General features: G+C 72.0%; 14 protein-coding genes. 9 read left to right on the top strand and 5 right to left on the bottom strand.

Annotated elements, in window-relative coordinates; translation table 11 throughout:
- Complete coding sequence (locus tag ABT160_RS28995; RefSeq protein WP_502984319.1) at positions 1 to 708, top strand: 4'-phosphopantetheinyl transferase family protein; 708 nt, start codon at positions 1 to 3, stop codon at positions 706 to 708.
- Here ABT160_RS28995 and ABT160_RS28990 read toward each other — a convergent pair.
- Positions 678 to 1,670, bottom strand: coding sequence for an ArsR/SmtB family transcription factor (locus tag ABT160_RS28990; RefSeq protein ID WP_351650822.1), 993 nt, complete (start codon positions 1,668 to 1,670; stop codon positions 678 to 680). The two genes, ABT160_RS28995 and ABT160_RS28990, sit on opposite strands and share 31 nt — an antisense overlap.
- Before the next feature lie 191 nt (positions 1,671 to 1,861).
- On the opposite strand from ABT160_RS28990, the gene ABT160_RS28985 reads away from it, so the two are divergent.
- Together ABT160_RS28985 and ABT160_RS28980 are read left to right on the top strand one after the other, a co-directional pair.
- Positions 1,862 to 2,296 carry a hypothetical protein gene (locus tag ABT160_RS28985; protein ID WP_351650821.1) on the top strand — a complete coding sequence of 145 codons (435 nt, stop codon included), beginning with the start codon at positions 1,862 to 1,864 and terminating at the stop codon, positions 2,294 to 2,296.
- 173 nt (positions 2,297 to 2,469) lie between these two features.
- A complete protein-coding gene (locus tag ABT160_RS28980) occupies positions 2,470 to 2,844 on the top strand; it encodes a VOC family protein (RefSeq protein ID WP_351650820.1) in 375 nt (124 codons plus the stop codon).
- Between the two features lie 12 nt (positions 2,845 to 2,856).
- Here ABT160_RS28980 and ABT160_RS28975 read toward each other — a convergent pair whose 3' ends face one another.
- Positions 2,857 to 4,797, bottom strand: coding sequence for an ABC transporter permease (locus tag ABT160_RS28975; protein ID WP_351650819.1), 1,941 nt, complete (start codon positions 4,795 to 4,797; stop codon positions 2,857 to 2,859).
- 68 nt (positions 4,798 to 4,865) lie between these two features.
- Positions 4,866 to 5,261 carry a TOBE domain-containing protein gene (locus tag ABT160_RS28970; RefSeq protein ID WP_351650817.1) on the bottom strand — a complete coding sequence of 132 codons (396 nt, stop codon included), beginning with the start codon at positions 5,259 to 5,261 and terminating at the stop codon, positions 4,866 to 4,868.
- A 289-nt stretch (positions 5,262 to 5,550) separates the two neighbouring features.
- Between ABT160_RS28970 and ABT160_RS28965 the strand changes: the two genes are divergently transcribed.
- The 3 genes from ABT160_RS28965 to ABT160_RS28955 all read left to right on the top strand — a co-directional run bounded on the left by ABT160_RS28965 (position 5,551) and on the right by ABT160_RS28955 (position 7,228).
- Entirely contained in the window at positions 5,551 to 5,970 is a 420-nt protein-coding gene (locus tag ABT160_RS28965; protein WP_351650816.1) for a TOBE domain-containing protein, read from the top strand.
- A 136-nt stretch (positions 5,971 to 6,106) separates the two neighbouring features.
- Entirely contained in the window at positions 6,107 to 6,796 is a 690-nt protein-coding gene (locus ABT160_RS28960; protein WP_351650814.1) for a pyridoxine/pyridoxamine 5'-phosphate oxidase, read from the top strand.
- A gap of 78 nt (positions 6,797 to 6,874) precedes the next feature.
- Positions 6,875 to 7,228 carry a S24 family peptidase gene (locus tag ABT160_RS28955; protein WP_351650813.1) on the top strand — a complete coding sequence of 118 codons (354 nt, stop codon included), beginning with the start codon at positions 6,875 to 6,877 and terminating at the stop codon, positions 7,226 to 7,228.
- A gap of 30 nt (positions 7,229 to 7,258) precedes the next feature.
- Here the strand turns inward: ABT160_RS28955 and ABT160_RS28950 are convergent, their stop codons facing one another.
- Both ABT160_RS28950 and ABT160_RS28945 read right to left on the bottom strand, forming a co-directional pair.
- Positions 7,259 to 7,651 carry an NUDIX domain-containing protein gene (locus ABT160_RS28950; protein ID WP_351650812.1) on the bottom strand — a complete coding sequence of 131 codons (393 nt, stop codon included), beginning with the start codon at positions 7,649 to 7,651 and terminating at the stop codon, positions 7,259 to 7,261.
- A gap of 94 nt (positions 7,652 to 7,745) precedes the next feature.
- Entirely contained in the window at positions 7,746 to 9,110 is a 1,365-nt protein-coding gene (locus tag ABT160_RS28945) for an NsdA family TPR-like regulatory protein (protein WP_351650811.1), read from the bottom strand.
- 192 nt (positions 9,111 to 9,302) lie between these two features.
- Here ABT160_RS28945 and ABT160_RS28940 point away from each other — a divergent pair, with 192 nt between their 5' ends.
- From ABT160_RS28940 to ABT160_RS28930, 3 genes are all read left to right on the top strand, one after another.
- Positions 9,303 to 10,046, top strand: a complete 744-nt coding sequence (locus ABT160_RS28940; protein WP_502984320.1) for a hypothetical protein — start codon at positions 9,303 to 9,305, stop codon at positions 10,044 to 10,046.
- Between the two features lie 70 nt (positions 10,047 to 10,116).
- Positions 10,117 to 11,028, top strand: a complete 912-nt coding sequence (locus ABT160_RS28935; RefSeq protein ID WP_351650809.1) for a phosphotransferase family protein — start codon at positions 10,117 to 10,119, stop codon at positions 11,026 to 11,028.
- On the top strand, positions 11,028 to 11,720 hold the full coding sequence (locus tag ABT160_RS28930; RefSeq protein WP_351650807.1) for a class I SAM-dependent methyltransferase: 693 nt from the start codon (positions 11,028 to 11,030) through the stop codon (positions 11,718 to 11,720). The genes ABT160_RS28935 and ABT160_RS28930 overlap by 1 nt, the downstream gene beginning before the upstream one ends.
- The last annotated feature ends 20 nt before the right edge of the window (positions 11,721 to 11,740 follow it).

The raw sequence follows: 11,740 nt of genomic DNA, 5'->3' as shown, positions 1-11,740 counted from the left end.
GTGGGTGATCGAGCCCACCACGCCCGACGGCCACCGCGGCGCGCCCCCGGCGCCGACCGGCACGACGACCTGACGCCCGCGCCGCTCTTCCCCGAGGAGTCGGTGCTCGTGGCGGGACGACGCCCCAGCCGCGTACGGCAGTTCGCGACGGCGCGCGGCTGCGCCCGCCGCTCGATGGCCGCCCTCGGGCTGCCGCCGGTCGCCGTGCCGGTCGGCGCCGGGGGCGCGCCGCGGTGGCCGTCGGGCGTGGTGGGCTCGATCACCCACTGCGACGGCTACCGGGCGGCGGCCGCGGCGCTGGAGCGGGACGCCCTCGCGGTGGGCATCGACGCGGAGCCCGCGGGCCCGCTGCCCGAGGGCGTGCTGGGCCTGGTGGCCTCGGACGCCGAGCGGGCGGCGCTGCCCACGGCGCCCGGGATCTGCTGGGACCGCCTCCTGTTCAGCGCCAAGGAGGCGGTCTACAAGGCGTGGTACCCGGGCACCCGGCGCTGGCTGGGCTTCCGGGACGCGCACCTCTCGCTGTACGAGGACGGGACGTTCGCGGCCCGGCTGCTCCCGGTGGACCTGCCGCCGGGCGCGGTGCGGGAGTTCACGGGGCGGTGGCTGGTGGACGGGGGGCTCGCGGTCACCTCCGTGGTGGTCGGGGCGAAGGTCGACAGACCTTCCGCCGAACGGACTTACTCCTCGGTGGCGCCCAGCAGGCGGTAGCCGAGGCTGGTCACCGTGTGCAGCAGGTGGCGGCCCACCCGCCGGCTGGCGATCAGGCCGCCGTCGCGGAGCACGGTGAGCTGCTGGCTCGCGGACGGCAGCGACACGTACGCCGCCTCGGCGACCTCCGTCGTCGAGGCGCAGCGCCGCTCGGCGAGCGCGAACAGCATGGTGGCGCGGGTGCGCCCGACGAGGTCGGCCAACGCACTGTCGGACGCGGCCGGTTCGGCGCCGAGGCCGTGGTCGACGGGGTAGACGAGGACGGGCGGCAGCGTCGGGTCGACCAGCGACACCGGCATCCGCCAGCAGAAGTACGACGGCACGAGCAGCAGGCCCCTCCCGCCGAGCAGCAGGTCGCGGTCGACGGGGTAGCGCATGGAGAGCACCGGCCGCTGCCAGCCGGCCAGCGGCCGCAGACTGTCCAGCAGCGCGTCCGGCCCCTCGGTGGCGAGGATGCGCCGCCGCCAGGCGATGTCGGCCCCCACGGCGGTCTCCACCGCGTCCCAGCCGGGCTGGACCACGGCGGCGCTGTAGGCGTGGATCATCCGGCCGAGCCCGGCCATGGCCGTGGCCTCGCCGCGGGCCAGCGCCCGCAGCGGCGGCGGCACGGGCCCCGGCGTCGAGAGCCTGCTCAGCTCGGCGGTGAGCCGTCTCGCGGGCGTCACGAGGACCCGCTCGACGCCGGTGGTCAGATCGGCGCCGGTGACGGTCGGGGTGAGGAAGTCGGGGATGTAGGAGGCGTACGGCGCGAGCGTCCGCAGCCCGGCGGCGGCCCGCCAGCCGGGCGTGCCGGGCACGAGGCGGGCGGAGGCGGCCCTGCGCCAGTCGGCGAAGACGAGCTCGCCCTCCTTGCTCTGCAGCACGTGCAGGCTCCCGACCACCTCCCAGAGCGGGTCGGGGCGCTGGGCGACGCGCAGTCGTTTGAGGTCGGTGGGGTCGAAGTGAATGCGGAGTGTGGGCACGGCTCTGTTTCCCCCTTGCCCTTGCCGGTCCAGTCGGTTGGGGCAGGACCGAAGTGTGGTGCCACCTGGTCGGGGTGGCGGCAGGCTGTCGGTCCATGAGCCCCGGCTTCGAGGCTGCCAAGGGCGGTTGATCGAGTGAAGTCGGCGCGCAGGACCCGACGGGGGAAAGGACGCACAACACCATGATCAGGATGATCAGGACTCGTACCATCTCGGCGTTCCTCGCGGCAGGGGCGGCGACGGCGGCACTGACGCTGTCCGGCGCGGCCACGGCCACGGCGGCGAGCACCAACGACGCCCCGCCCTCCTACAGCGGCCCGAAGATCGCGGTGGGCGCGGCGGTGCCCGCCTCGCTCAGCGCGAAGGCCGCCGGCTGCTGGTACAGCGGCAGCCACTGGTGGTGCAACAACCGGGTGGGCGCCGCGGTCTACAAGCCGGGCGTGCTGGAGGTCGTGGGCCGGATGTACTCCAACCCCTCCTGGTTCACGTGCCGTTCGGACAACGGCGGACACGTGGGCGGGCCGCACCCGAACCGCTGGGAGTGGACGCAGGCCGACAACGGGGCCTGGGGCTGGATGAAGGACACGGACATCTCGAGCGAGACGGACCCGCTGCCGGTGTGCTGACGGCGGGGGCCCGGTGAGGTGACCGGGTGACCGGAGGGGGAGCGGGTACGGGGGCCCGCTCCCCCTTCGGCGCGTCCTCGTGCGCGCGTGCCCGCCCTCCGTACGCCCGCGCATATGCGTGGAGGACGTATATGCGTGGAGGACGCCTGACCCCCTGTGAAAGGGTCCGCCCCATGGCAACCCTGATTCGACACATCACGATCGACTGCGCCGACGCCTACGAGCTGGCGACCTTCTGGGCGAAGGTACTCGAGGGCAAGGTCACCGACGACGACCACCCCGGCGACCCGGAGGCCCTGGTCGAGGCGGGGGCGCACGCGCTGCTGTTCATCCGGGTCGAGGACGAGCGCCGGGTGAAGAACCGCGTCCACCTGGACCTCCAGCCCCAGGACCGCACCCGGGACGAGGAGGTGGAGCGGCTGCTCGCGCTGGGCGCCGTGCTCCACGAGGACCACCGCGTGCCCGACGGGCGGGGCTGGGTCACCCTGAAGGACCCGGAGGGCAACGAGTTCTGCGTGGAGCGCAGCGCCCAGGAGCGGGCGTCCTGACCCACCCTTCCCCTACAGGGCCACCAGCGTGATCTCGGTGGCCTTGACGCTGCACCAGACCGGGGTGCCGTCGGCCAGGCCGAGGTCGGCGGCGGCCTGCGGGGTGATCTCGGCGACGGTGTCCGGGACCCGGTCCGAGGAGACGACCAGGCGCAGCCGGCTGCCGGTGGCGGTGATCTCGCGGAGGGTGCCGGGCCAGACGTTGCGGGGGCTGCCGGTGGGCTTGTCCCGGTGGAGCGAGACGGCCTCGGGCGGTACGACGACGAGGACCTCGGCGCCCTCGGGCGCGGGTTCGGCGGCCACGAGCTCGCTCCCGGTGGCGAGTCGGGCGCCGGTGGGGGTCGCGGTGGCGGGCCAGGCGTTGCGGCCGAGCATGCGGGCGACCCAGGGCGAGCGGGGGTGCCGGGTGACCTCGGCGGGCGGGGCGTCCTGGAGCGTACGCCCGTCGGCGAGGACCAGGACCCGGTCGGCCAGCGAGACGGCCTCGACCGGGTCGTGCGTGACGATCAGGCAGACGCCGTTGAAGCCGGCGAGGTGGCCGCGCAGGGTGTGGCGTACGTGGGCGCGGGTGGTCTGGTCGAGCGCGGCGAGCGGCTCGTCGAGCAGCAGCAGCCGGGGGCGGGTGGCCAACGCCCGCGCGAGGGCGACGCGTTGGGCCTGGCCGCCGGAGAGCTGGGCGGGCTTGCGGTGGGCCAGGTGGCCGACGCCGAGCCGGTCGAGCCACGCCTGGGCCTGTGCGCGGGCCTCGGCGCGCGGGACGCCGTGGGCGCGCAGTCCGTAGGCGGTGTTGGCGAGGGCGCTCATGTGGGGGAAGAGCGCTCCGGCCTGCGGGACCCAGGCGACGCCGCGCCGGTGCGGGGGCAGCCGAGTGACGTCGAGGCCGCCGAGGCGCAGTTCGGCGTGGGCGCGGTCGGTGAGCCCGAGCAGGGCGCGCAAGAGGGTGGTCTTGCCCGCGCCGTTCTCGCCGACGACGGCGATGGTGGTGCCGGGGTCGGCGTCGAGGGTGAGCTGGTTGAAGCCGGTGACCCGGGCGTGCAGCGGCCACGCCTGGCCGGCGGGAGCGGCGGGGGTGGCCGGCCGGTCCGGTGTCATGGCCGGCGGGGCGGGCTCAGGGCCTTCGGCGGAGGTGGTCGGGGCGGTGCGCCGCTGGGTCGTCCCGGTCCAGCGCCCGCGCAGCCCGATGAGGACGGCCATCGCGATGACCAGGAGCAGCAGGGAGACGGAGGTGGCCGCCTCGGGCCGGTCCTGGAGCAGCAGGTAGACCTGGAGCGGCAGGGTCTGGGTGGTGCCGGGCAGGTTCCCGGCGAAGGTGATCGTGGCGCCGAACTCCCCCAGCGCCCGCGCCCAGGCGAGCGCGGCGCCGGCGGCGAGGCCGGGGGCGACCATGGGCAGGGTGACGGTGGCGAACACCCGCAGCGGTGACGCGCCGAGGGAGGCCGCGGTCTCCTCGTACGCCGGGCGCAGCCCCGCGAGCGTGCCTTCGAGGCTGATGACCAGGAAGGGCATGGCGACGAAGGTCGCGGCGACGACCGCGCCGGAGGTGTGGAAGGGCAGCACGATCCCGAAGGCGTCCTCCAGCCACGGCCCGAGCAGACCGCGCCGCCCGAAGCCGAGCAGCAGCGCCACCCCGCCCACGGTCGGCGGCAGCACCATCGGCAGCAGCACCAGGGACCGTACGAGCGTCTTGCCCGGGAACTCGACCCGGGCCAGCAGCCACGCCAGCGGCACCCCGAGCAGCAGGGACAGGCCGAGCGAGCAGAAGGACACGTACAGCGACAGCTTCAGCGCTTCGGTGACGCCGGGGCTGGTCAGGTGGCCGCCCAGCTCGCCCCAGCTGGTGCGGGCCAGGATCCCGACCAGGGGGACGAGCAGGAACAGGACCGCGAGCAGCGCGGGAACGGCGAGCACGAGCGAGGTGCGCGGACCGGCGACGCGGCGGCGGGGGCGGGGCATGCGGGGTCCTGTCGTGGGGGCCGGGACCGGGCCCGGGCGGCGGGGTGCCGCCGGGGTCTCCCGAGGGATCAGGTGCGGTCGATGTGGACGTTGGTGGACTTCACGCGGGCGGTCGCCCGCAGGCCGACCTCCAGGCCCAGCTCCTCGACGGCCTCCCGCGTGAGCAGGGACACCAGCCGGTGCGGGCCGGCCTGGATCTCGACCTGGGCGGCGACGTCGCCGAGCTTGATCGCGGTGACGATCCCGGGGAAGGCGTTGCGCGCGGAGGTGTGGGAGGGGTCCTCGTCGCCCCCGCCCGCCCTGGCGAGCTCGACGGCGAAGGCGGCCAGGTCGCGGCCGTCGATGACGCGGTGGCCGGAGCCCTCGCGCCGGGTGGGGATCCGTCCGGCGTCGGCCCAGCGGCGGGCGGTGTCGGGGCTGACGCCCAGGAGACGCGCGGTCTGCCCGATGGTGTAAACCTGCATATGCGGGACATTAGACGCCACGGACTCGCACCTGCCGCCCCACCACACCCCCCATACCCCGCACACCTGCGGAAAGCGTGCCCGAAGGCCCCGGATCCACCGGACCGTAGGCCCCGGGAACGTCCCGCCTTCGGTCCCCCGCCGGATCTGCCACGCGACCGGGTGCTTTCGCCTCGCTGCTGCCACCATGGTCGGAACGGGACGTTCTTCCCGTACTAGGTTCGTTCGTACCGGCCGACCGCGCGTCCGCGGCCCGGCGGCAAGCACCGACCCAGTGAGGCAGTTCTCCATGACCCTGAGCATCCGCAACCAGATCGCCGGCACCGTCTCCGCCATCACCGTCGGCGAGGCCATGGCGACCGTCAAGGTCCGCCTCGCCGGTGGCCAGGACATCACCGCCGCGATCACCGCCGAGGCCGTCAAGGACCTCGGCCTGGCCGAGGGCTCGCAGGTCACCGCCATGGTCAAGGCCACCGAGATCTCCCTGGCGACCGGCCCGGTCCAGGGCCTGTCCATCCGCAACCAGATCCCCGGCACGGTCACCGAGGTGGCCACCGGCCCCGCCATGGCGTCCGTCAAGATCGACGTCGAGGGCGGCGCGCTGACCGCGGCGATCACCGCCGACGCGGTCAGCGACCTGGCCCTGGCCGGCGGCGCGTCGGTCGTCGCGCTGATCAAGGCCACCGAGGTCTCCCTGGCCGCCGCCTGATCACGTACGGCCCGCAGGCCGTAGGGCCCCGCACCGACTCCGGTGCGGGGCCCTTGCCGTCGGGGCACGGCGCGACGGGTACGTTCCCGAAGGAGCCCGGAGCCCGGCCGGGAACGCGAGCGTAGGGAGACCCACGATGACGGCGGACAAGGACCTGTACCGCGAAGGGGACGTACGGGGCTGGCTGCGGGGCCTCCCCGTGTTCGCGGGCCCGCTGGCGGAGTTCGAGCCCGCGGACGCGCCGCCCGAGCCGGTCGAACTGTTCCTGGAGTGGCTGCGCGCCGCGGTGGCAGCGGGCGAACCGGACCCGCACGCCATGACGTTGTCGACGCTGGGCGAGGACGGCGTGCCGGACGCGCGGGTGCTGATCCTGAAGAACGTGGACCGGGACGGCTGGCAGTTCGCCTCGCACGAGGCGAGCCCCAAGGGCCGCCAGCTGGCGGCGCACCCGAGCGCGGCGCTGACCTTCTACTGGCCGCTCCTGGGCCGCCAGGTCCGGCTGCGCGGCACGGTGACCCGGGCCTCGGCGGAGGCGAGCGCCGCCGACCTCCTGGCCCGCTCGCGCCCGGCCCGCGCGGAGGCGCTGCTGGCCCGCCAGAGCACGCACCTGCCGAGCCCGGCCGACGGCGACCGCGCCCTGCGGGAGGCGCTGACCCGCATCGAGGCGGACCCGGACCTGGTCACTCCGGAATGGACGCTGTACACGGTGGCACCGACACGGGCGGAGTTCTGGCAGGCGACGCGGACCCGGACCCACACGCGCCTGCGCTACGAACGCGAGGACGCGTCCACCCCGACCTGGGAACGCCACTTGCTCTGGCCCTGACCCAGGACGTGGGCCTGTGGGGGCCGCGCCCACCGAAAACCCGGAGACAAGGTCCCCCACCCCCGGCACGATCCCCCCATGGGACTTCTAGAAGCGATGGCCGTACGGGTATCGGCCGGCGAAACCGTCGAGTTCCGCCCCAGCGGCCACTCCATGACCCCCCTCATCCGCGACCGCCAACAGGTCCGGGTCTCCCCCGCCCTCCCCGCCACCCTGGAACGGGGCGACATCGTGCTGGCACGCGTGGCGGGCACGGTCTACCTGCACCTGGTCTCAGCGGTCGACCACGCGAACCGCCGCGTCCAGATCAGCAACAACCAGGGCCGCACCAACGGCTGGACGTCGCACGACAAGGTGTTCGGGATCTGCGTGGCGGTGGAGGGGACGGAGCGGCGCCGGGTGACGGGGAAGGTGAGGGTCACGAGCGCCTGATGTTCACCGACGCGGGACGGCGCCTCGACGCTAGGCCCACCCGTCGAGGGAGACCTCTTGGCCGCCGCGCAGATAGCAGGTCAAGGCGCTGGCTGTAGTGCTGACGAACGCCTCGGGGATGGCCTCGGCATCGACCCAGCGGACCTGGGAGTGCTTACGCGGTTCACGGTTCTCCGGCGCGCCCGTCCACTCGTCGGCTACGAAGACGACAGTGAGGAACCCATTGGGCGCTTCCACGCCCCAGGCACCGTGGATCACGTGGGCGACCTTGAGCGCCTCTGCCTTCACCGTGAGACCCGTCTCCTCGTACAGCTCACGGACCGCGGTTTCCGTGATGGGTTCACCGGGCTCGCTCTTCCCGACTGGGAGGTCCCACAGCCCCTGAGCGAACTTGGCGTTCTCGCTGCGTTGCAGGAGGACCACTCGGTTGGTGGCCCGACACGACGGTGATGGCTACGGTTCTCGATGCATCGGCGAGCTGAGAACGTACCAGCGACACTGCTACTCGCCAGCGAAGTCAGGCAAGTTGCGCCAGGGCATCGTGAACCCTGCGCGCGAGATCCACTGCCCCTGGGACCTTGCGCCGCTGGTAGACGTGCAGGAGGTTGCGGGTCGAGGCGATGGCCTTGTGTGTCCGGTCGGACACCAACCCCTCCATGAGCGTGAGGGCTTGTGCCCAGGCTTCGATCGCTTCGTCGGCCTTGGCTTGGTCCGCGAGGCTGTCCCCCAGGTCTGCATACGTGAGCACGTGTACGCGTCTGAACTGGACCGGATCCCACCGGGTCAGGGCGTCGCGGTGCTGCTGTTCGGTTCCGGGGAAATCACCCATCTCGGTGAGCTCCTTGGCTGTGTGGCTGGCCACGGTTCCTGCCGCAGGACCGCTCAGGAGCGAGAAGCTGGGTTGGGGCTCGTCCTCACGCAGCAGAGCGTCTTCAGCGGCAAGAAGAGCGCGGCTGGCGGACGTGTTCTCACCAATTGCCGCACAGGCGCGCGCGTGAGTGATGTGCAGGAGCGCCTCGGTCCGCCCGTCGACGTACCCGTCCGCCCTGCGCAAGGCACCTTCAACGAGGTCGACGCAGTGACGGGGCTGCCTGAGCTTCAGCGCCTGGTGGGCCAGGGAGCGCATCATCCACGCCGCGTGGCCGTGCGGGTCGGCTTCACAGGCCAGTTGGTAGCCGACTTGGTAATAGCGCTGAGCAGCACCCTCCTGGCCCAGGTCGTGGTGCTTCCACCCCGCCAGGTAAGCCAGTTCGGCCACGGCTCCAAAGGCTTCCCGGCGCAAAGCCTCGTTGTGGAAGCGCCCACGCAGCATGGGCGCTGCCGTGTCGGCGAGGTACGCGGTAACCGTGGTCAGACCGTGCCCGCCGCCAAGGCGCTCATCAGCCGCGCTGAAGGCTGTGGTGATCTGTCGTACCACGTCGATGTCGTCGCGACCGACGAGCGAACGACCTTCCCGTGCACGAAGGACTCGGGCAACGGCCTCGTGGTCGTGCAGCAGAGGCATGGCCACACCGGCCGCGGTGAACGCGGCCACGGAGAGGAACCGGCGGCGTTCCACGTCCGCGCGGCTGAGGTCAGTGACGACGGTAACCGGATCGCCGTGGGCGGGCTGTTCGGAGTCAGGTGGGTGGAGCCCGATCTCCTTGAGAGTGATCACCCGGCCCAACCGGCGCGATAGCGCCTCGGCGAGGTATTGCCCCGCCTGCCCCGAGGGCACCCGGGTCTGCTTCACCCAATGGGCGATGGCCGACTTGTTGGTCTGGAGCAGCTCGCCGTTCTCGGCAGCGACGCGACGAACGTCTCTGGCCAATGCCTCGTACGTGCACTTGGCTTCAACGATCGTGTCGCGCAGTGGGGAGTTGAGGGGTGAAAGCGTTGACACGAGCCCTCCGATCCGGGGCTGTAAACCGCGTATACCGCTTGGGTCCGGCGCCACCGTATCGCCTCTGCGTAGCGGACTGTTCACTTATCGACAGCTTCCCTGCTCACGGGGCCGTACGGATTGCAGCGCACCCCTACGGCCCCGGGGCCCGGGCATTCCCATGCCTGTTGCCAACCGATCCGAGACGGAGACATCGTGGCCATCCTCGACACCCGGACTGCTCCGACCGACGCTCCAGATCCTCGATGGGACCGTCTCCCCGGCATCCAGGTCCACGGCAACCACCTCAGCATCGACCCCACCGAATACTTCTTCCGCTTCGAGTCCAACAGTTGGCTCGTCGCCGATTGGGAGTCGGTCGGATCTGGACTCCTGGACGTCGACGAGACCACGGAAAGCTCTGTCGAGCAGCTCACGCTCGACTTCATCAAGAGCCACTGCGAGTCCACGTCCGACGCCGCACGTGTCCTGACCACGGCGCACCAGGTGTACGCGTACCTCTTCCGGGAGGAGCACCTCTCGGGGCTCGGGCTGCCTCGGGTGACCGCAGATCACCTGGGGATGCTTCGCGAGGCTGCCACGCTCATGGCTCTCAACAAGGTCGAGCTCGACGGTCACATCTCCAACGTCGGCCCTTGCTGGTTCTTCCCCGCGGCCACGTCCGTCGTCTTCGACCTCGACGACGAAACGGGCGCCATGCTCGACGAGGTCTACCACGGCGGCTGGTTCAACGAGCACCGGCGAATCGAATCGATCAAGGCACACGCGGCCCTGGGCGGCCGGCTCGTCCACGGCTGCCAGTCCGTACCGGACCAGTCAGGCGGTGTCGTTGCCCCCTACGGTGCCTCAATGGCCACCTTCCGTCGCGACCTCGGTGCCTTCAAAGCTCAGTGGATCGAGCAGGTCCTAGCCCACCACGTGACCACGCCCGCGTAGCACCATCCACCGAATCGCTCCGGGGCGGCCGCTTCCCGCCCCGGAGCCCGTGAGCCCCGGAGGCACCCAGATGGACCACGCCCTCATCACCGCCCTGCTCGACGACCTCTGCCCGCTCGTCGGCCGAACCAGGCCCGAACGCACCGGCATTCGCGTCTGGAGCATGTCCGGCGTCGAACGCCTCACCTTCTCCGACGGCGCGACCGCAGTCTTCAAGTACGCCAAGGAGCCCTTCGACCGCGAAGCCCAGGCCCTTCGAATCGCCCGCCAGAGAGGGCTACCGGTGCCCGTACTCCACGCCACCGCCGTACGTGACCGGTGGCTCGGGATGCTCATGGACGACCTCGGCACCCCGGCACGGGACGCGGACGACCTCGACGGTGTGGCGGCCGCCGTGATGCTGCACGCCGCACGCCCGGCCGACGACCTTCCGTTCCTCGGCGGCGCGGCCTTGGCCGCCCTGCCCGTTCAGGCGCTCGATCATCTACGTCGGCTGCGCAAGGCCGATCGGTGGGCCGACTGTGAGGACGTCGAAACCGCACTCGTGCACATCGCCGAAGCGGCACCGGCCCGCGCCCAGGGCGCGATGCTCGCCCCCTTCGGCTGGGTCCACTCCGAGTTCCACCCCACGAGCATCCACATCGGGGACGAAGGCTGGCACCTCCTCGATTTCGCGCGTGCCTTCACCGGCCCCGGGCTTCTGGATCTCGCCTCGTACCACGGCACCCTCGAAACACCGGACGCCGTTCGACTCAGAGTGCTGCTCGAGCAGTACGTCACAGCGGGTGGGCACGCTGACGCGCTCACTGCCCGAGGCGGGCTGCCCGCCGAGGCCTGGGCGCTGGGGTGGCACCGCATGTGGGCCGTGGAGTGGTTCATGGAGCAGGCGATCCGGTGGATCGACGACCCTTCGACCGATCCCGCGTACGTCTCCGTCGTCCGCCGCCATCTGGGCGACGTGGTCCGGCTGCTGGAGGTGTAGTGCTCGCCGCAGACTCCCCGTGGCAGGCCCACGCGATGCAGCGGATCGTGACCGGTCGACCAGAGCCGCGTACTCCTCCGGAGCGCGTCGACTGGAGTACGGGCGGTGGAGCGGGTCCCGGCACAGAGGTGCTCGGAAGGGACCTACTCGGCAATCGCGTACTGGAACTGGGCTGCGGAGCCGGTCACCATGTCGCCCACTTGGCGTTGCACCACGGCGCCCGTTCCGTCGGCGTGGATCTGGTGGACCTTCAGATCCGGCGGGCGCGTGCTCACTACGGACACGTCGACGGTGCCTCATTCGCGGTCGTTGACGCACTCCGCCATCTGCAGACCCCCGGCGAGACGTACGACGCGATCTACTCGGTGTTCGGTGCCATTGGGCTGGTCCCACCGGAACCTCTGTTCCGTGCCGCCGCCTCTCGCCTGTGCCCCGGGGGCGTACTCGCCTTCTCCGTACCGCACCCAGAGCGAGCCGGAAGACGCCCGTCACCCGATGACCGTCCCCGCGAGGACTACGTCACCCTGCCGGATCGGACCCGAATCCCCGTCGAACGCTGGGAGTTCGATGCTCAGTGTTGGGGCGTGCATCTCTCTCGGGCAGGGCTGCGCATCACCTCAGCGACCGGGCTGGGCCCCGCACACCCCGGTCCATGGCCCACCAGTCTCCTCATCACCGCCCGTAGGCGCTGACCGAATGAGGGAGGACAAGA

Source organism: Streptomyces sp. NPDC001941 (assembly GCF_040296945.1).
In the GTDB taxonomy this organism is placed as follows: domain Bacteria; phylum Actinomycetota; class Actinomycetes; order Streptomycetales; family Streptomycetaceae; genus Streptomyces.
This window is presented reverse-complemented; position numbering and strand designations above follow the sequence as displayed.